Source organism: Pseudosporangium ferrugineum, from assembly GCF_003002065.1.
GTDB classification, from domain to species: domain Bacteria; phylum Actinomycetota; class Actinomycetes; order Mycobacteriales; family Micromonosporaceae; genus Actinoplanes; species Actinoplanes ferrugineus_A.
Map to the genome: position 1 here is coordinate 17,023 of NZ_PVZG01000012.1, position 19,429 is coordinate 36,451.

The following is a 19,429-nucleotide window of genomic DNA, read 5'->3' on the forward strand; positions in this document are numbered from 1 at the left end:
TGTCGCGTACCACGTCCCCCCGGGATGCTCAGGCGCGTCGCCGGCCTGCCGAATCTTGCGTCCGTGACCCTGCGCAGCGCGACGCGTGCCTCCGGTGGCGATCTCATCGCCGGTGCGCTGCTGCCCGCCCTCGACGAGCAGGCCCAGCTCCTGGCCGACCTGGTCGAGGTCATGGCCCGCGACATCCCCTCGCTGGACCACATCCTCGCCATCGTCGACCGGCGGCTGAGCGGGTCGTGCGGCATGACCGCGGCCACGGTGTTCACCCTCGACCCCGACGACGGCAGCCTGCGCCCCGCCGCCACCCGGGGCCCCGCCGCCGCCGACGACCTGCGCGTCGCCGGGCGGGTGTTCCGCGTCTCGGCCGGCGCTCCCCCGGTGCGGGCGGGCGACCGTACGGCCGTACGGCTGCGCATCGGCGGCCAGACCGTCGGCGTCCTCGTGCTCACCGGCACCGACCTCGACCGCCTGCGCCCGGAGACCGCGGCCGGCACCGCCCTCCAGGTCGCCGCGACGTTGCAGGTCCTCGCGGCTGAGGTGCACCGGCAGTACACCGCGCACGCCACCGCCACCATCCGCAAGCTGTTCGAGGAGGGCGCGACCGCCACCTCCGTGGAGGCCGCCGGCCAGCTCCTCGCCAAGGCCACCGGCGAGGCGTTCCGCACCGAGCGGGCCGCCGTGCACCTGGTCGGCCCGGACGGCACCATCCGGTACGCCGTCGGCGTCGGCCTCACCGACGAGATGGGCGAGGAGCTGCGCCGCAACCTCGTCGGCCGGTCCGCCCAGGACTCGCCGGTCTGGAAGATCATGCAGGAGATCGACGGGCCGGTCCTGGTGCCGGACGCGCGCACCAGCGACGTCCGCCCCGGCGGTTTCGTCGAGACCCTGCGGCTGCGCTCGTTCCTGGCCATGCCGCTGATGTCGGCGTCCGGCCCGGTCGGCGTCGTGCTCTGCGGCGACTCCCGGCCCCGCGAGTGGACCGGCCGCGACCACGCCCTCGCCCGGCAGGTGGCGATGGAGGGCGCCCTCATCGTCGACGGCGCCCGGCTGCGCCAGGCCGAGCAGCAGCACGTCGCCGAGCTGACCCGGCAGGCGTACCACGACGCGCTCACCGGGCTGCCGAACCGCTCGCACCTGATGGAGCGGGCGGAGCGCGAGGTGGAGATCGCGACGGCGACCGGCGGGCGGATCGCCCTGCTGCTGCTCGACCTCGACGGCTTCAAGCGGGTGAACGACACCGTCGGCCACCACGCCGGCGACGCCCTGCTCCAGACGGTCGGGCTGCGGCTGCAGACCGCGCTGCGCGATCACGACGTGGTCGCGCGCCTGGGCGGGGACGAATTCGCCGTCCTGCTGACCCGCAACCCCGACGGCGAGTCGGCGGCGGCCATCGCCGGGCGCATCCACGCCCGGCTGAGCAGGCCGTACGACATCGAGGGCCGCCGGGTGACCGTCGGCGCCAGCATCGGCATCGCCCTGTTCCCGGCCGACGCCGACGACATGGCCGGCCTCATGCGCAACGCCGACGCGGCCATGTACCGCGCCAAGCGCTCCGGCGGCGGGGTCCTCCCGGCCGGCTGACCGTTAAGCTCACCGCAGACCGCTAGGGAGGTCCGATGGAGCCGATCCGGGTGACCGTCTGGGGCGAGAACCGCCACGAGCAGCGCGAGGAGCACGTCCGCCGGATCTACCCGGAGGGCATGCACGCCGCCGTCGCGGCCGGGATCCGCGAACATCTGGACTGCGTCGTGCGTACGGCCACGCTCGACGAGCCGGAGCACGGGCTGACCGAGGACGTCCTCGCCGCCACCGACGTGCTGACCTGGTGGGGCCACGCGGCGCACGGCGAGGTCGCGGACGAGGTCGCCGAGCGCGTACGCCGCCACGTGCTGTCCGGTATGGGGCTGATCGTCCTGCACTCCGGCCACCTGTCGAAGGTGTTCACCGGCTTGATGGGCACGACGTGCACCCTGCGCTGGCGCAACGCCCACGACCGCGAGCTGATCTGGACCGTCGACCCGGCCCATCCGATCACGGCGGGCGTGCCGCAGCCCGTGGTCATCGACGAGGACGAGATGTACGGCGAGTTCTTCGACGTCCCGCCCCCGGACGAGCTCGTCCTGATCAGCTCGTTCAGCGGCGGCGAGGTGTTCCGCAGCGGCTGCACCTGGCGGCGCGGGCACGGCCGGGTGTTCTACTTCCGCCCCGGCGACCAGGACTATCCGACGTACCACCACCCGGACGTCCGCCGGATCATCGCCAACGGGGTCCGCTGGGCCCGCCCCGTACGCCCGGAGCGCACGCTGCCGGCCCTGCGCCGGCACGAGACCGGGGAGTTCTAGTGCCGCTGCGCGTCGTCCAGGCCGGGGCGGGCGCGATGGGCCGGGCCTGGCTGGCCGCCGTCGCCGCCGACCCGGCCGTGGAGCTCGCCGGCGTGGTGGACCTCGACCTGGACGCGGCGCGGGCCGCGGCTCCCGGCGTACCCGTGGGCACGGACGTGGTGACGGTCGCGGAGCGCACCGGCGCCGAGGCGGTGATCGACGTGACCGTCCCCGCGGCCCACCATCCGGTGACCGCCGCCGCCCTGGCGGCCGGCCTGCCCGTCCTCGGCGAGAAGCCGGCCGCGGACACGGTCGCCCGCGCGTTGTCGCTGGCCGCGGCGTCGGAGGTGGCCGGGAAGCTGTTCATGGTCAGCCAGTCCCGGCGGTGGAACCCGCGGCTGGCCCGGCTGCGCGAGACGGCGGCCGGGCTCGGCACCCTCGCCTTCGCCGCCACGGACTTCTTCCGGGCCCCACGCTTCGGCGGCTTCCGCGAGCGGATGGCCCAGCCGCTGCTCGTCGACATGGCCATCCACGCCTTCGACGCGGCCCGCTACCTGCTGGCCGCCGACCCGGTCGAGGTCTCCTGCCGCACCTGGAACCCCGCCTGGAGCTGGTACGACGGCGACGCCTGCGCGGCGGCCACCTTCGAGATGACCGGCGGCGCCCGGTACGTCTACCACGGCAGCTGGTGCGCGCCCGGGGCCGACACCTCGTGGAACGGCACGTGGCGCATCACCGGCGAGCACGGCACCGCCTCCTGGGACGGCGACACCGACCCGCCCGGCCCGCCGCCCGCTCCCGGCCCGGAGGGGATCGCCGCGGCGCTGGACGCCTTCGCCCGCGCACTGCGGACGGGCGTCGCGCCGATGGGCGAGATCCACGAGAACGTGCTCAGCCTCGCCATGGTCGAGGCCGCCGTCACGTCCAGCGACCGCGGCCGTCCGGTGCTGATCGACGACGTGCTGCGGGACGCCCACCGCCGGGCGCTGACCGACGAGCGGGACCCGGCCGTCCGCGCCACGCTCGCCGCCTGGCCCGACGTCCGCACCCACCTGCGCCGCTGACCCCCGCCCTCAGGCCGGGACGTGGGCGAGTTGCCGGGCCAGGACGCCGATGTCGGCCTGGTCGGTGAAGAGACCGTCGATTCCCGTACGCAGGAAGGCGATCTGCTCGTCGATCGCGCGCCCGTACCCGGCCGGATCGGCGCCCACCCGGTGGTCCGCCGGCAGGAACTGGTTCTCGGCGCGGAACGTGTACGGCATGACCTTCAGCCCGGCGGCGTGCGCGTCGGCGACGAGGCGGGTCGGCGTGCCGAGCGTGTCGTCGGGGCGGCGCGGGATGATCTGGCCCTTGTCCGGCCCGATCGCGGCGGCGTACCGGGCGAGCTGCCTCAGGCCGGACGGCGTCAGGTAGTCGGCGTAGGACCGGGGGTCGCCGAACGGCCCGCCGGTCGCACCGGTCAGGAACACCAGCGGCACGCGCAGCCGGTGATCGTCGTGCAGGGCGCGGAGGTTGCCCGCCTCGAACGACTGCACGAACACCTTGGCGTCACGGCGGTCCAGCCGGTGCCCGCGCAGCGCTTTCACCAGCGGCGTCTCCAGCTCGAGCCCGAGACCACGGAAGTACGTCGGGTGCTTGGTCTCCGGGTACACGCCGATCTCGCGGTCCAGCTCGTGCGACAGCCGCTCGCGCAACCGCAGGATCTCCTCGAACGTCGGCACCTCGAACCGTCCGTCGTAGAGGGTGTTGTGCTGGCGTACCTGAGGGATCCGCTCGGTGGCCCGCAGCGTCTTGAGCTCGGCGAGGGTGAAATCGTGGGTGAACCACCCGGTGACGCTCACCCCGTCGAGCACCACGGTGCGCCGCCGCGCCGCGAACTCCGGCCGCGACGCCACGTCGGTGGTGCCGCCGATCTCGGGCTCGTGCCGGGCGACGAGCACGTGGTCCTTCGTCGCGACCAGGTCCGGCTCGAGGTAGTCGGCACCCATCCGCGCGGCCAGCTCGTACGACGCCAGCGTGTGCTCGGGGCGGTAGCCGGACGCGCCCCGGTGCCCGATGACCAGCGACGACCGCCCGCCGGGCGACGCCTGCGCGGGGGCGCCGGTCGCGCCGAGCACGGCGGGTGCCCCGGCCGCCAGCGCGCCGATCCGCAACACCTGTCGGCGATCCGCCACGATTCCTCCACGGGCCCGGCCGGCGACGGTCGCCGGACTTCCCCCGGCAGGAGTCCAGGCGATCACCGCGACGCCCCGGCGAAGTCGCCGTGACCGCCCGGGAAACGCCGCCCGAAAGGATCACCGCAGCGGCGGCGAGGCCGGTCGGCACGTGTACGGACGCCCGTTCCGGGGAATGACATCGGTCAGAGATACCTGTCCGTTCATCCCTTGAGGCGTGTTTCGTGGGCGGCTTAGGGTGGTGATCCGAACGCTCACTGTGAAAAGCCTGCGTGGAGAGACACCATGGGATTTCTCGAGCGTCGCGCCGAGCAGCATCGGCAACCGTCCCGCCCCGGCGACCGGTACCGGACCCGGCAGGGCTCCAACGAGCCGCTCTTCGGCGCGGCCCGCCGCGCCAACCCCCACCCGGTCGGCCTGCCGCCCGCCACCCCTCCTGACGCGCCCGCCACACCGCCACAGGCGCCCGCTTCCCCCGCGCCTGTGAGCGGCCCGCCGGTCGTGCCGGCGCGCACGGACCCGAGCGTGCTGCTCGGCCGTACCGTCCTCGAGGCCCGGGTGCAGGACATCCTCCGGGAGTACGGCCTCGTCCCGCCCGCCGGCACCGGGCCGTCGCGCGTGTACCTCGCCCGCGAGTCCGGGGTGGAGCTCGCCGCCGACCTGCACGGCATGATCACCACGGTGTTCCTGCACTTCCACGGCGACGACGACTTCGCGCCCTACACCGGGGAGATCCCGGGCGGCGCCGGCCGGGTGCCGCGCCGGGCCGGGCTGTGGGCGTCCCTGGGCCACCCGGGCGGGTCGGGTGACCCGTACCGCGACCGCTACCTGGGCGACTACGGCCCCTGGGACAAGTGGGCGCTCGACGGCTTCCACCTGCACGCCCAGTACGCCGACGACGGCGAGACCCTCACCCGCGCCACCCTCACGCTCGGGTAGCCCGCAGAATCTCCACGGTCAGCGACACGTGCCGGTCGAGCAGCGCGGCGGCCGTGTCCGCGTCCCGGGCCAGCGCGGCCTGCTCGAGATCCCGGTGCTCGCCGAGGTGGTCACGCTCGGGACCGCGTTCGGCCGGCCAGTGGCGGGTGAGTTCGCTGGCCAGCCACAGCCGCTCGAACGTCTCCAGCAGCACCTGGTTCCCGCAGCCGTCCAGCAGCGCGCGGTGGAAGTCGTGGTGCGCCCGTGACCACTCCGGCCGTACCCCGCGATCGTCGAGCACCGGCGTACGGCTCAGCCGATGATGGGCGGCCCGCACCCGGGCCTCCCAGTCGAGGTCACCGCGGGCGATCGCCATGCGCAGCATGGCGGGTTCGACCGTACGCCGGGCCTCCGCGAGGTCCTGCCACCGCTGATCGGACCGGCTCGGCACGGCAAACCCCCGGTTGGTGAGCCGGTCGGCGAGCCCGTCCCCGACCAGCCGCACGAGCGCCTCCCGCACCACGGCAAGGCTGACGCCATGGCGGCCGGCCAGCTCCTGCGGCTTGAGCGCCGCCCCCGGGGCGAAGTCGCCGCGCAGAATCGCCTCGCGAAGGTCGGCGTACACCTGCCCGGACAGCATCTGCTTCATGACCGCCATCATAGACTATTTGACAGATAATCGATTATCAGTGTTATCGTCGATGGCGACACTCCGTCTGGGAAGGAACCGTCATGAACGACCCGTACGCCCGCCTCCCCGAGGCGGCCACCTTCACGGTCACCAGCACCACCCTCACCGACGGCGCACCCCTCGGCGCCGCGCAGTATTCCGGCCTGTTCGGCGTACCCGGAGGCAAGGACGTCTCCCCCCAGCTCACCTGGACCGGCGCCCCCGAAGGCACGAGAAGCTATGCCGTCACCGTCTACGACCCGGACGCCCCGACCGGCTCCGGCTTCTGGCACTGGGCGGTCGCCGGCCTCCCGGCCACGACGACCTCCCTCCCGGAGAACGCCGGCGACGCCACCGGCACCGGCCTCCCGGAGGGCGCCTTCCAACTGCCCAACGACGCCCGCCTGTCCCGCTTCGTGGGCGCGGCCCCGCCCGCCGGCCACGGCGAGCACCGCTACGTCATCACCGTGTACGCCCTCGACACGGAAGACCTCGGCGTCCCGGCGGACGGAACCCCGGCGTACCTCGGCTTCACCATGGCAAGCCACACCCTGGGCCGGGCGACCCTGACCGCGATCGGAGAAACCCCGGCGAACTGACCGACAGGACCCGGCCACCATCCACCCGGACGGTGGCCGGGCACCCCCGAAGGAGGCGCGCACGTCCGGGACGGGTAGCGCGGAACACGGCATTCAGTGCGAACGGCATCAGCACGTGAGCACGCTTCACCGCCTTACGCCGGCGATATACTCGGAAATTCCCAGGACACGCCGGAGGCGATCAGTGAGCACAAGGCGTCCGAATGCCGTGCCGACCCTCGCCTTCGCAGCAGCCGCAATAGCCTCGGCCGGGTTTGTCATCGCCCCACAAATGCACTCACCGACACCTGTGACGGGCCCCGCAGCGCCACCGGCGAACGGCTGCCCCGCCGATATGATGCCGCCGGCAGCTGAGGTGCACACGGCCGGCGGTGAGGTCGTGTATTCGATGGATGTCGTTGCAGGGCCCATCGATGCCCGAGCCGAAAGTCGATGCCAGCCGAAGTCTCTGCCCTCACCCCCGCCACCGGTGCCGAAGCAATCACCGTCCAGGTGATTCGAAACACGCACCGCCGAACCGAATTCCGATAAGCAGCGTTTTCGCGGGTCAGAGGCGTAGTTCGCGCCAGTCGAGCAGGCCTTCGCCCAGGTCGCGGACCGTGGCCAGCAGGCCGAGGCGGGCCGCTCGGACGACCGGATCGTCGGCCATCACGTAGACCGAGTCGAAGAACGTCGTGGTCGCGGGGGCGATCCGGGCCGCCGCGGCCGTGAAGGCGGTCAGGTCCGGCCCGGGCGGGGCCAGGGTGGACACCGCGTCGTGGAGGGCGAGCTCCGCCGGTTCCTTGAGGTGGGACGGGTCGTAGGTGGCGGGGGTGCCGTCCGGGACGATGCGGCGGGCTCGCTGGAGGGCTTCCGCCAGGGCGCGGAAGTCCGGGTCCGTGACCAGGCGGCCGAGCTGGGCCAGCAGCCGGTCCGCGATCGACGGGCGGGCCGCCTGGGGCAGGACGGCGCGGACCCGGTCCACCGGGTGGCCCTCCTCGGTCAGGACCTGTTCGAGGCGGCGGGTGAGGAAGTCGCGGGCGGCGGCGAGGACGGCCGGGGGCACCTCGACCGGTTGCAGCGCCGCGGCGCGGTCGAGGGCGGTGAAGAGGTCGATTCCGGACAGGTCCGGGTGGGCGCGGTGGACGGCGAGCAGGCCGAGGATCGCGCGGCGGACGGCGTACGGGTCGCTGCTGCCGGTGGGCAGGCCGACCGTTGCCGCCAGGCCGGCGACCAGGTCGAGGCGGTCGGCCAGGGACAGGAGGGCACCGGGTACGGACTCCGGCAGTTCGTCGCCGGCGTGGCGGGGCAGTTCCGCCTCGTACAGGGCCTGGGCCACGGCCGGGTTCTCGCCGGCGTGCCGGGCGTAGTCGCGGGCCATCACCCCGGCGAGGCTGGTCATCTCGGTGACGAGCTGGGAGCCCAGGTCGGCCTTGACGAGTGCCGCGGCGCGGGCGGCGATGTCCGCGTCGGGGCCGGTGACGCCCGCTGCCGGGGCGAGCAGGGCGGTGAGGGCGTCGATGCGGCCCGCGCGGTCGGCCATGCTGCCGAGCCGGTCGGTGAAGGTGAGGCGGGCGAGCCGCTCGCGCATCACCGGCAGCGGGGTGGCGCGGTCGGCGCGGTAGAAGAACGCCGCGTCCTCGTAGCGGGCGCGCAGCACCGCCTCGTTGCCGGCCCGGACCAGTTCGACGTCGACCGGGCCGTTGGCCACGGCGACGAACAGGGGGAGCAGGTTGCCGTCGTCGTCGCGTACGGGAAGGTAGCGCTGGTGTTTGCGCATCACCGTGGTCAGCACCGGGGCGGGCAGGTCCAGGTAGCTCTCGTCGAAGCGCCCGAGCAGCGGGGTGGGCTGCTCCACCAGGTACGTGATCTCGTCGACCAGGGCGTCGTCGGCGACGCGGCCCTCGCCGTACACGAGATCCTGCGCGCCGGAGACGATCAGCTCGCGCCGGTCGTCGGGGTCGGCGAGGATGCCGTTGATCGCGACGGTCTCCATGAACGTCTCGGCGGAGGCGACGGGCAGCACCGGCGTCGCGGCCGTCCGCAGGAGCCGGGTCTCGCGGCCCGCGCGGAGGGCGCCCACCGCGACCGGCACCACGTCGTCGCCCAGGAGCGCGACCAGCCAGCGGACCGGGCGGGTGAAGGCGAGCCGGGGGTCGTTCCAGCGCATGTTCCGGGCCGAGCGCAGCCCGGCGACGACCTTCGCGAGCACGCCGGCCAGCACGGCGGGTGCCGCGCCGCCCGCCACGTGCCGGCGCACGACGAAGATCCCGTCCACCACTTCAAGATCGTCCACGGGTACGCCCTGAGCCCGCGCGAACCCCGCCCGGGCCTGCTCCGGCGCCGTGGTCCGCGGACCCTTCACGGTGTGCGTGTGGTCGTCCTCGCGCGCCGCGACCTGTCCGACGACCGCGATCAGGCGGCGCGGCGTGGCGTACACCCGGACGTCGCCGTGGCCGAGCCGGGTCTGGCCGAGCAGTTCGGTGAGCGCGCGCCGCACCTGCTCGCGGGCGGCCCGCGCCTCGGACGGCGGCATCTCCTCGGTGCCGATCTCGAGAACCAGCGTCCGGGGCGACCCGCCGGGCCCGGCAGCGGAAACCGGTCCGGCGGAGACCGGCCCGGCGGCGGCGACCGGCGCGGCGGCGACCGGCGCGGCGGCGACCGGCGCGGCGGCGACCGGCGCGGCGAGCTCGGGCAGCGGTTCGGCGACGCCCAGCGGGTGGCCGAGTTCCTCGCGGCGGGCGACCCAGAGCCGGGCCACGTCGCCGGCGAGGCGGCGCATCCGGGCGAACTCGGCGGCCCGGTCGGCGGTGGAGACCGCGCCGCGGGCGTCGAGCACGTTGAACGCCTGCGAGCATTTGAGCACGTACGTGTGGGCGGGCACCGGCAGGCCCTCGCCGATCAGCCGCTGCGCCTCGGCGGCGTACAGCTCGAGCAGGCGGCGGTTGGTGGCGACGTCCGCGTCGTCGAGGTAGTAGCGGGACATCTCGTACTCGGCCTGGCCGTGGACCTCGCCGTAGCTGACGCCGGGGGCGTACTCGATGTCCTTGAAGTGGGTGACGCCCTGCAACGCCATGATGATGCGCTCGATGCCGTACGTGATCTCCACCGACACCGGCTCGAGCTCGAGCCCGCCGGCCTGCTGGAAGTAGGTGAACTGGGTGATCTCCAGCCCGTCGAGCCAGACCTCCCAGCCCAGCCCCCACGCGCCGAGGGCGGGCGACGCCCAGTTGTCCTCGACGAACCGCACGTCGTGCGCGGCCACGTCGATGCCGAGCGCGGACAGGCTGCCCAGGTACAGCTCCTGCGGGTTGCCGGGGTCGGGCTTGAGGATCACCTGAAGCTGGGTATGGGTCTGCAGCCGGTTCGGGTTCTCGCCGTAGCGCGAGTCGTCCGGCCGTACGGACGGCTCCGGATACACCACCCGCCACGGCTCCGGCCCGAGCACCCGCAGGAAGGTCGCGGGGTTGAGGGTGCCGGCGCCGACCTCGGTGTTCATCGGCTGCACGACCAGACACCCCTGACCGCTCCAGTACGCCGTGAGCCGGGCGAGCGCGTCCTGCATGGTGAGCATGGGCACGAAGTCTAGTGAGCAGGAGGCCGCCGGGCGGCCGGGCGGCGGGCGGCTACGCGGGCTGGATCCAATCGAAGGTGCGTTCCACCGCGCGCCGCCAGTTGCCGTACTCGGTCTCGCGGCGGGCCGGGTCCATCGCCGGGAGCCACTGGCCGGCCCGGTGCCAGTTGCGGCGCAGGTCCTCCAGGTCCGGCCAGTAGCCGACCGCGAGGCCGGCCGCGTACGCCGCGCCCAGTGACACCGTCTCGGCCGCCAGGGGGCGGACCACCGGCACGTCGAGCACGTCGGCGACGGACTGCATCAGGAGGTTGTCGGCCGTCATGCCGCCGTCGACCTTCAGCGTGCGCAGGGTCAGGCCGGAGTCGGCGTTCATCGCGTCGACCACCTCGCGGGTCTGCCAGGCGGTCGCCTCCAGCACCGCGCGGGCCAGGTGCCCCTTCGTGATGTACGAGGTCAGGCCCACGATCACGCCGCGGGCCTCGGAGCGCCAGTGCGGGGCGTACAGGCCGGAGAAGGCCGGGACGATGTAGCAGCCGCCGTTGTCCGCGACCGTACGCGCCAGGGTCTCGATCTCCGGCGCCGACGCGATCAGCTCCAGCTGGTCGCGGAACCACTGGACGAGCGAGCCGGTGATGGCGATCGAGCCCTCCAGCGCGAAGTGGGCCGGCGCGCCGCCGACCTGGTACGCGACCGTGCTGAGCAGGCCGTTGTCCGAGCGTACGAGCTCCGTGCCGGTGTTGAGCAGCAGGAAGCTCCCGGTGCCGTACGTGCACTTGGCCTCGCCCGGGATGAAGCAGGTCTGGCCGAAGAGCGCCGCCTGCTGATCGCCGAGCGCCGCTCCGATCCGTACCCCCGGAAAGGCCGCCGCCGCCGTCCCGAAGACCGCCACCGACGGTCTGACCTCGGGCAGCATGGCCCGGGGGATGCCGAAGAAGCGCAGCGACTCCGGCGACCAGTCGAGGGTGTGCACGTCGAGCAGGTTGGTGCGGCTGGCGTTGGTGACGTCGGTGACGTGCAGGCCGCCGGTCAGGTTCCAGATCAGCCAGGTTTCCATCGTGCCGAAGAGGACCTCGCCGCGTTCCGCGCGTTCCTGCAGGCCCGGCGTGTGGTCGAGCATCCAGCGCAGCCGCGGCCCGGCGAAGTACGTGGACAGCGGCAGCGCCGCGCGTTGCTGGACCACGTCCGCGCCGGGCCGGGTGAGCAGCCGGTTCACCAGCGAGTCGGTGCGGGTGTCCTGCCAGACCAGGGCGCGGCCGATCGGGGCGCCCGTACGCCGGTCCCAGAGCACCGTGGTCTCCCGCTGGTTGGCGATGCCGACCGCGGCGACCTGGTCGAGGGTGATGCCGGCCCGGCGCAGGGCCTGCGGGGCGAGCCGTTCCACGTTGCGCCAGATCTCGGCGGCGTCGTGCTCGACCCAGCCCGGCTTCGGGTAGAACTGCTTGTGCTCCTGCTGGGCGAGGGACACGAGCTGGCCGCGGCGGTCGAACACGATGCACCGCGTCGACGTGGTGCCCTGGTCGATCGCGACGACGTAGCGCTCGGTCATGAGGTCCCTCCCCCTTGAGGTTCAGCGCCGGGCGGCTCCGAGGTCCCGGGAGACCGCCCGGGCGGCGTCCCGGACGTAGCCGACCAGTTTCGGCTGCGGCCGGTACCTGCTGTCGCAGATGCGTTCGACGAGGCCGGAGACGCCGATCGCGCCGACCACGAGCCCGCCGTACCCGCGGATCGGTGCGGCGACGGCGGCCTCGCCGACGGTGTACTCCTCCACGTCCGCACCCCAGCCCGCCTCGCGGACCCTCTCCAGCTCGGCGGCGAGCTCCTTGGCGGCGACGACGGTGCGGTGGGTGTAGCGGTCGAGGTCCGCGGCCGGCCGCTCCGCCCGGTACGCGAGCAGCACCTTGCCGAGCGCGGTGGCGTGCAGCGGCAGCAGCGTGCCGATGTCGAGGGTCTGGAAGGTGTCGTCAGGCCGGAAGACGTGGTGCACGACCAGCACCCGTCCCTCGAGGACGGTGCCGATCCGGACGGCCTCGCCGGAGCGCGCCGCCAGCGGGTCCGCCCAGTTGATCGAGCGGGACCGCAGCTCGTTGATGTCCAGATAGCTGGTGCCGAGGTGCAGCAGGGCCGCGCCGAGCTGGTAGTGGCCCGACCCCCGGTCCTGCTCCACGAAGCCGACGTGCTGCAGCGTGCGCAGGATCCCGTGCACGGTCCCCTTCGCGAGGTCGAGGGACCGGGCGATCTCCGCGAGCCCGAGCCGCCCCGGGCCACCGGCGAGCATCCGCAGGATCGCGGCCGCCCGCTCGATGGACTGGACTGTTCCAGGCACGTTACGGACTCTATGCCAGCTCGTGACCCCCGGCGACCTGAGAGCGTTCGACAATGCCGAACGCCGTTCATTGTCCGGCCCCGGCGCCGTCCATAGCGTCGCGTCATGGCAGCACAACGGAAAGTCCCGGCGCTGGCGGGCGAGCTTGCCGCGGAGTTCGCCGGGACGATGATCCTCATCCTCTTCGGCGTGGGTGTCGTCGCCCAGGTGGCGGGCGGCGGCATCGGCGACCACGACAGCATCGCCTGGGCCTGGGGGCTGGGCGTGATGCTCGGCGTCTACGTCGCCGGACGCATCAGCGGCGCCCACCTCAATCCCGCGGTCACCATCGCGCTCGCGGCCTTCAAGGGCTTCGAGTGGCGCAAGGTGGCGCCCTACTGCCTCGCCCAGTTCCTCGGTGCGTTCGTCGCCGCCCTGCTCGTGCGATGGAACTACACCGAGGTCCTGCACCAGGCGGACCCGAACCTGACCATCAAGACCCAGGGCGTCTTTTCCACCCTGCCGGGAAACGGGACACTCCCGGTCGATGAGTGGGGCGCCTTCCGCGACCAGATCATCGGTACGGCCATCCTGCTCTTCCTCATCCTGGCCATCACCGACGCGGCCGGCACTCCCCCGGCGGCCAACCTCGCGCCGTTCGTCATCGGCCTGATCGTGGTGGCCATCGGCATGGCGTGGGGCACCAACGCCGGATACGCCATCAACCCGGCCCGCGACTTCGGCCCCCGCCTGGCGAGCTTCTTCACCGGTTACGGCGGGGCGTTCCGCGATCAGACCGGTTACCTGTATTTCTGGATACCGATCGTGGCGCCGGTGCTCGGCGGCCTGCTCGGTGCCGGGCTGTACCAGGCGCTGGTCGGGCGCTTCCTGCCGAAGGAAGACGCACCGGAGCCGGGCCGCATCCCGGCCCAGGACACCCCCGAGACCGTGGAGGCACGACGTGGCTGACTTCGTCGGCGCAGTGGATCAGGGCACCACCAGCACCCGCTTCATGATCTTCGATCATGGCGGCAACGAGGTGGCCCGCCATCAGCTGGAGCACGAACAGATCCTGCCGCAGGCCGGCTGGGTGGAACACAACCCGGTGGAGATCTGGGAGCGGACGGTCTCGGTCGTGCGTACGGCCATGCAGAAGGCCAAGCTCCAGGCCTCCGACCTGGCCGCGCTGGGCGTCACCAACCAGCGCGAGACGGCGGTGGTGTGGGACCGGCGCAGCGGGCGGCCGTACTACAACGCGATCGTCTGGCAGGACACGCGTACCGACCGGATCGCCTCGGCGCTGGACCGCGACGGGCGCGGCGACGTGATCCGGCGCAAGGCCGGGCTGCCGCCGGCCACGTACTTCTCCGGCGGCAAGATCCAGTGGATCCTGGACAACGTCGACGGGGTGCGCGAGGCCGCCGAGCGCGGCGACGCCATCTTCGGCAACACCGACAGCTGGCTGCTGTGGAACATGACCGGCGGCGTCGAGGGCGGCAACCACGTCACCGACGTCACCAACGCCAGCCGCACGATGCTGATGAACCTCGAGACCCTGGACTGGGACGACGAGCTGCTCGGCTTCTTCGGCATCCCGCGGCGGATGCTGCCGGAGATCCGCCCGTCGTCCGACCCGAACACCTACGGCGTGGCCCGCTGGCCCGGCACGCTCGGCGGCGAGGTCCCGCTCACCGGCGACCTCGGCGACCAGCAGGCCGCCACGGTGGGCCAGGTCTGCTTCAACGTCGGCGAGGCCAAGAACACCTACGGTACGGGCAACTTCATGCTGCTCAACACCGGCACCGAGCTCGTACGGTCGGAGCACGGCCTGCTGACCACGGTCTGCTACAAGTTCGGCGACCAGGCACCGGTCTACGCCCTCGAGGGTTCGATCGCGGTCACCGGTTCGGCCGTGCAGTGGCTGCGCGACCAGCTCCACGTGATCAACGACGCGGCCCAGAGCGAGACGCTGGCCGCGCAGGTCCCCGACAGCGGCGGCGTCTACTTCGTCCCGGCGTTCTCGGGCCTGTTCGCGCCGTACTGGCGTTCCGACGCCCGCGGCGCGATCGTCGGGCTGTCCCGCTTCAACACCTCCGCGCACCTGGCCCGGGCCACCCTCGAGTCGATCTGCTATCAGACCCGCGACGTGGTCGAGGCGATGGCGCAGGACTCCGGCGTGACCCTGGACGTGCTCAAGGTCGACGGCGGGATCACCGTCAACAACCTGTGCATGCAGATCCAGGCGGACGTGCTGGGCGTCGCGGTGAGCCGGCCGGTGGTGGCCGAGACGACCGCGCTGGGCGCCGCGTACGCCGCGGGCCTCGCCGTCGGCTTCTGGAAGTCGACCGACGAGCTGCGCGACAACTGGAACGAATCGCAGCGCTGGCAGCCGGAGTGGTCCGCCGGGCAACGCGAGGAAGGGTACGGCCGCTGGAAGAAGGCCGTCGAGCGCACTCTCGATTGGGTAGACGTTGACTGACCACACCGCCCTCTCCCCCGCCGGCCGGGTGGCCGCCCTCGAGGCGATGGCCGACGGTGAGCTGGACGTGCTGGTCGTGGGTGGTGGCGTGGTGGGCGCGGGTTGCGCCCTCGACGCCGTCACCCGCGGCCTGTCCGTCGGGCTCGTCGAGGCCCGCGACTTCGCGTCCGGCACCTCCAGCCGCTCCAGCAAGCTGATCCACGGCGGGCTGCGCTACCTGGAGATGCTGGACTTCGCCCTGGTCCGCGAGGCGCTGCGGGAACGCGGCCTGATCCTGCAACGCCTCGCGCCGCATCTGACCCGCCCGGTGCCGTTCCTCTACCCGTTGCAGCACCGCGTCTGGGAGCGGCTGTACGCGGGCACCGGCGTCCAGCTGTACGACCTGATGGCGACCACCCACGGCGGCCTGCCCCGGCACCGCAACCTGTCCCGGCGCGGCGCGCTCCGGGCCTTCCCGGGGCTGAAGAAGGATTCCCTGGTCGGCGCGCTGCTGTACTACGACGCGCAGCTCGACGACGCCCGGCACACCATGTTCCTGGCCCGGACGGCAGCCGCGTACGGCGCCCACGTCGCGTCCCGCGCGGAGGTCGTCGGCTTCCTGCGCGAGGGTGAGCGGGTCACCGGCGTACGGGTGCACGACCTGGAGCACGACCGCACCTTCGAGGTCCGCGCCCAGCAGGTGGTCAACGCGACCGGCGTATGGACCGACGACACCCAGGCGCTGGTCGGCGAGCGGGGCCAGTTCCACGTCCGCGCCAGCAAGGGGATCCACCTGGTGGTGCCGCGGGACCGGATCCGGTCCACCACGGGCCTGATCACGCGTACGCCGACCAGCGTGCTCTTCGTCATCCCGTGGGGCCGGCACTGGATCATCGGCACCACCGACACCGACTGGACCCTGGACAAGGCGCACCCGGCGGCGTCCAGCACCGACATCGACTACCTGCTCGACCAGGTCAACCGGGTGCTGGCCACGCCCCTGGACCGCACCGACGTGCAGGGCGTGTACGCCGGCCTGCGCCCGCTGCTCTCCGGCGAGTCGGAGTCGACCTCGCAGCTGTCCCGCGAGCACACCGTGGCGAGCCCGGTCCCGGGCCTCGTGGTGGTGGCGGGCGGCAAATACACCACCTACCGCGTCATGGCGAAGGACGCGGTCGACGCGGCGGTCCACGGCCTGGGCCGCTCGGTGGCCCGCTCGTGCACCGACCGGGTGCCGCTGCTCGGCGCGGAGGGCTACCAGGCCCTGTGGAACCGCCGCCGGGTCCTGGCCGGCGAGTCGGGCCTGCACGTGGCCCGGGTCGAGCACCTGCTCCACCGCTACGGCAGCCTGGTCCACGAACTCCTGGACCTGATCCGCGCCGACCCGGACCTCGGCCGCCCCCTGGAGGGCGCCGAGGACCACCTGCGCGCGGAGATCACGTACGCGGCCGGCCACGAGGGAGCCCGCCACCTCGAGGACGTCCTGACCCGCCGCACCCGCATCTCGATCGAGACCTTCGACCGGGGCGTGGGCGCGGCCCCCACCGCGGCCGCCCTGATGGGCGACGTCCTCGGCTGGACCGACGACCAACGCGAACGCGAGGTGGAGCACTACCGCCTCCGCGTCGAAGCCGAACGCGCCTCCCAGGAACAACCCGACGACGAAACAGCCGACGCGACCCGCCTGGGCGCCCCGGACGTCGTACCCCTCCAACTCCGCTGACCACCGGCCGCCCGGACCCGCCCCGGGCGGCCGGCCACCATCTCAGGCGGCGGCCGCATCCATCAGCGCCGCGCCGCGCGAACGCAGGACCGCCAGCAGTCGAGTCTGCTCGGCCGCGGTCAGATCGGTCGTCGGGATGCTCAACCTCCGGAGTCTGCCGCCGGACAACCCGCCGTGCGAGAGCAAAATCTGGCCACGCACCCGGCGCACCGCACCGATCGCCGACCAGGGCAGCGTGCTCGTCGAGAAGGCGTGGGCGGTGTGCACCCCCACGGCATCGATCCGGAAGGCGACCGGCCCGCCGATCTTGTGGGCAGCCCGCGCCACCGCCAGCTGCGGTCCGGCGATCAGCAGGTACAGCGCGGCGAAAACGCCGCCGCCGAGAAGGGACAGCGACCGGCCACCCGGATCGCCGGCCCGGTACAGCAGGGCGGAGGCGACCAGCACGGCGGCGACGATCACCGTGACGATCGGAAGAAGGCCACGCCGTAGCGACGCCTTCACCAGCTTCGGGTTCGTCCGGGTCTGAAAGGTCAGCTGCCCCGTGTCTTCCATGCGCGCATCATAGGGACGTCAGGCGGGGACGGTCGTCAGGGCGGTGCAGATGCGGGGCACCGCCGTGGCGATCGGCTCGCGGAGCACCGCGGTCGCCAGGTCGTCGTACGGGGTCGGGTCGCGGTTGACGATCACCAGGCGGGCCCCGCCGTTGACGGCCGTGGCGCACAGCGACGCGACCGGTTCGACCTGGAGGGAGCTGCCGATCACCAGCATCAGGTCGCTGTGCGAGGCGATCCGCTCGGCGAGGCCCACGGTGGCGGCGTCGAGGTGCTCGCCGAACATCACCACGGCCGGTTTGAGCACGCCGCCACAGTCCGGGCAGCGGCGGTCGCCGGGGTCGCCGCCGGTACGGGCCGGCGTGCAGGCGCCCCCGGTGCGGGTGGGCGTGCGGGCGCCGCCGGTGCGGGTGGGTGTGCGGGCGCCGCATCCGGTGCATACGGTCTCGCGGATCGAGCCGTGCAGTTCGAGCACCTTGCGGGGGCTGGACCCGGCCCGCTGGTGCAGCCCGTCGACGTTCTGGGTGAGGATCCGCACCGCCGGACCGCCGCGCTCGAGGGTGGCGAGGGCGCGGTGGGCGGTGTTCGGCTCGGCGGTCCAGGCCGGGTGGTCCGCGTACGAGCGCCACAGCGCGGCGCGCACCTCGGCATCCGCCATGAAGGACCCGTACGTGAAGGCCTTGACCAGCGTGGGGTTCCGCGTCCACAGGCCTTCCGGGCCGCGGTAGTCGGGGATGCCGGAGTCGGTCGAGATGCCGGCCCCCGTCAGCACCGCCATCCGGGTCACGCCGCCGGTCCAGCTCGGGTCCATGGTGGCCGATGGTAGGTGTCGCCACCGACGGCGGCGACCGCATTTTGCGCACCGGTGAAGGACGACGGGAGCGCTGCCGGGATCCGGCAGCGCTCCCGTTCGGGGGCGTTCGTCAGTCGTTCAGGCCGCAGGGCGCGAAGCGCTCCAGGCCCTCCGGCTTGGCCGCGTTCCGGCCGATGGCGGTCTCGATGCGGTTGAGCACCGCGACGCGCTTGTCCTCCAGCGGGCCGAGGACCGCGTTCTGGATGAAGTTCGGACCGCCCTCGCCCACGCTGTTCGCCAGGCGGGTGTTGGCCTCGGCGATCTGGGTGTCGAGCAGCTCGAGGTTGCGGACGACCTCGTCGCGGGCCTGCGCCGGGATCGACGGGAGGCCGGAGACGCCCGGGCAGTCGACGGTCGGCGCGGCGCCGTCACCGGCATTGCCGTTGCCGTTACCGGCATTGCCGTTGCCGTTGCCCGCGTTGCCGTTGCCGTTGCCCGCGTTGCCGCCCGGTGCGGCGGTCGGCTCGGGGGCCGCGACGCCGCCGCCGTTCTCGTTGAGGGTGCAGGTGGCGAGGGAGTCGACGGCGAGGACCGGCTTCGCCGCGTTGCGGCCGATCGCCGTGGCCATCCGGTTGATGGTGGCGACCCGCTTGTCCTTCAGCGGGCGCAGGATCGCGTTCTGCACGAAGTTGGCGCCGCCCTCGCCCACGCTGGTCGCCAGGCGCCTGTTCGCCTCCGCGATCTGCGTGTTCAGCAGGGCCAGGTTGCGCTCGATCTCGGCCCGCGCCTGGGCCGGCACGCCGCCCAGCGAGCCGGCGACGGCCGGGCAGGACACGGTGCGCAGCGCGCCGCCGCCGGGCGTGCCGGGTGCCGGGGCGGGATTCACCTTGGTCGGTTCGGGGGCCGCGGTGCCGCCGCCCTTGCGGTTCAGCGAGCAGGCCGCGAGCGACTGGACGTTGAGGTTCGGCTTCGGCGCGCTGCGGCCGATCGCGGTCGCCATCCGGTTGATGGTGGCGACCCGCTTGTCCTTCAGCGGCGTGAGGATCGCGTTCTGTGCGAAGTTCGCGCCGCCCTCACCCGCGCTCGTCACCAGGCGCCTGTTCGCCTCCGCGATCTGCGTGTTCAGCAGCGCCAGGTTGCGCTCGATCTCGGCCTGGGCGCGGGCGGGGACGGCGCCCAGCGAGCCGGCCACGCCGGGACAGCTGACCGTGGGTGTGGCGCTCTCACCGGCCGAGGCCACGCCGAGCCCGACACCGGTCAGGGCCACGGCGACCGCGGCGACGCCGGCGATCTGCCAGCGACGGGCGGAACTACGGGAGAATTGCATCTTCGCCTGAGCCTTCCTGTCAGAGGACCTCGGCGAT

Annotated in this window: 16 protein-coding genes; 8 read left to right on the forward strand and 8 right to left on the reverse strand. The window is 73.1% G+C overall.

Annotated features, from left to right (window positions below; translation table 11 throughout):
- The first annotated feature begins 63 nt into the window (after window positions 1-63).
- From CLV70_RS24055 to CLV70_RS24065, 3 genes are read left to right on the forward strand one after another with little or no spacing between them, the layout of a single operon-like run.
- A complete protein-coding gene (locus CLV70_RS24055) occupies window positions 64-1,581 on the forward strand; it encodes a sensor domain-containing diguanylate cyclase (RefSeq protein WP_245908426.1) in 1,518 nt (505 codons plus the stop codon).
- Between the two features lie 35 nt (window positions 1,582-1,616).
- Window positions 1,617-2,342 (forward strand): ThuA domain-containing protein, encoded by a 726-nt coding sequence (locus tag CLV70_RS24060; RefSeq protein ID WP_106128858.1) that lies wholly within the window; start codon window positions 1,617-1,619, stop codon window positions 2,340-2,342.
- Complete coding sequence (locus CLV70_RS24065; RefSeq protein WP_211303862.1) at window positions 2,342-3,385, forward strand: Gfo/Idh/MocA family protein; 1,044 nt, start codon at window positions 2,342-2,344, stop codon at window positions 3,383-3,385. Before CLV70_RS24060 ends, CLV70_RS24065 begins: the two co-directional genes overlap by 1 nt.
- Window positions 3,386-3,394: 9 nt before the next feature.
- On the opposite strand, the gene CLV70_RS24070 is transcribed toward CLV70_RS24065, so the two are convergent.
- Complete coding sequence (locus CLV70_RS24070; protein ID WP_106128859.1) at window positions 3,395-4,495, reverse strand: glycerophosphodiester phosphodiesterase; 1,101 nt, start codon at window positions 4,493-4,495, stop codon at window positions 3,395-3,397.
- A gap of 285 nt (window positions 4,496-4,780) precedes the next feature.
- Here CLV70_RS24070 and CLV70_RS24075 point away from each other — a divergent pair, with 285 nt between their 5' ends.
- The gene (locus tag CLV70_RS24075) at window positions 4,781-5,434 is read left to right on the forward strand and encodes a hypothetical protein (protein WP_106128860.1); all 654 of its coding nucleotides are present in this window, start codon (window positions 4,781-4,783) and stop codon (window positions 5,432-5,434) included.
- Here the strand turns inward: CLV70_RS24075 and CLV70_RS24080 are convergent.
- Complete coding sequence (locus CLV70_RS24080; RefSeq protein WP_211303863.1) at window positions 5,421-6,062, reverse strand: GntR family transcriptional regulator; 642 nt, start codon at window positions 6,060-6,062, stop codon at window positions 5,421-5,423. The two genes, CLV70_RS24075 and CLV70_RS24080, sit on opposite strands and share 14 nt — an antisense overlap.
- Before the next feature lie 83 nt (window positions 6,063-6,145).
- Here CLV70_RS24080 and CLV70_RS24085 point away from each other — a divergent pair, with 83 nt between their 5' ends.
- Window positions 6,146-6,682 (forward strand): YbhB/YbcL family Raf kinase inhibitor-like protein, encoded by a 537-nt coding sequence (locus CLV70_RS24085; protein ID WP_106128862.1) that lies wholly within the window; start codon window positions 6,146-6,148, stop codon window positions 6,680-6,682.
- A 547-nt stretch (window positions 6,683-7,229) separates the two neighbouring features.
- Here CLV70_RS24085 and CLV70_RS24090 read toward each other — a convergent pair.
- From CLV70_RS24090 to CLV70_RS24100, 3 genes are read right to left on the reverse strand one after another with little or no spacing between them, the layout of a single operon-like run.
- Window positions 7,230-10,235 carry a glycine--tRNA ligase gene (locus CLV70_RS24090; protein WP_106128863.1) on the reverse strand — a complete coding sequence of 1,002 codons (3,006 nt, stop codon included), beginning with the start codon at window positions 10,233-10,235 and terminating at the stop codon, window positions 7,230-7,232.
- 52 nt (window positions 10,236-10,287) lie between these two features.
- Window positions 10,288-11,781, reverse strand: a complete 1,494-nt coding sequence (gene glpK, locus CLV70_RS24095) for a glycerol kinase GlpK (protein WP_106128864.1) — start codon at window positions 11,779-11,781, stop codon at window positions 10,288-10,290.
- Window positions 11,782-11,802: 21 nt separating this feature from the next.
- Window positions 11,803-12,558, reverse strand: a complete 756-nt coding sequence (locus tag CLV70_RS24100; RefSeq protein ID WP_106128865.1) for an IclR family transcriptional regulator — start codon at window positions 12,556-12,558, stop codon at window positions 11,803-11,805.
- Window positions 12,559-12,663: 105 nt separating this feature from the next.
- On the opposite strand from CLV70_RS24100, the gene CLV70_RS24105 reads away from it, so the two are divergent.
- The 3 genes from CLV70_RS24105 to CLV70_RS24115 are packed head-to-tail and all read left to right on the forward strand — an operon-like array spanning window position 12,664 to window position 16,718.
- Window positions 12,664-13,506, forward strand: coding sequence for an MIP/aquaporin family protein (locus CLV70_RS24105; RefSeq protein ID WP_106128866.1), 843 nt, complete (start codon window positions 12,664-12,666; stop codon window positions 13,504-13,506).
- Entirely contained in the window at window positions 13,499-15,016 is a 1,518-nt protein-coding gene (gene glpK / locus CLV70_RS24110; RefSeq protein ID WP_106128867.1) for a glycerol kinase GlpK, read from the forward strand. Before CLV70_RS24105 ends, glpK (CLV70_RS24110) begins: the two co-directional genes overlap by 8 nt.
- A gap of 46 nt (window positions 15,017-15,062) precedes the next feature.
- Window positions 15,063-16,718, forward strand: coding sequence for a glycerol-3-phosphate dehydrogenase/oxidase (locus CLV70_RS24115; RefSeq protein ID WP_106129043.1), 1,656 nt, complete (start codon window positions 15,063-15,065; stop codon window positions 16,716-16,718).
- 42 nt (window positions 16,719-16,760) lie between these two features.
- On the opposite strand, the gene CLV70_RS24120 is transcribed toward CLV70_RS24115, so the two are convergent.
- The 3 genes from CLV70_RS24120 to CLV70_RS24130 all read right to left on the reverse strand — a co-directional run bounded on the left by CLV70_RS24120 (window position 16,761) and on the right by CLV70_RS24130 (window position 19,392).
- Window positions 16,761-17,273: a YcxB family protein gene (locus tag CLV70_RS24120; RefSeq protein WP_106128868.1), complete on the reverse strand. Its 513-nt coding sequence runs from the start codon at window positions 17,271-17,273 to the stop codon at window positions 16,761-16,763.
- An 18-nt stretch (window positions 17,274-17,291) separates the two neighbouring features.
- A complete protein-coding gene (locus tag CLV70_RS24125) occupies window positions 17,292-18,083 on the reverse strand; it encodes an SIR2 family NAD-dependent protein deacylase (RefSeq protein ID WP_170148656.1) in 792 nt (263 codons plus the stop codon).
- Between the two features lie 112 nt (window positions 18,084-18,195).
- Window positions 18,196-19,392, reverse strand: a complete 1,197-nt coding sequence (locus CLV70_RS24130; RefSeq protein ID WP_106128869.1) for a hypothetical protein — start codon at window positions 19,390-19,392, stop codon at window positions 18,196-18,198.
- Window positions 19,393-19,429: the final 37 nt, after the last annotated feature.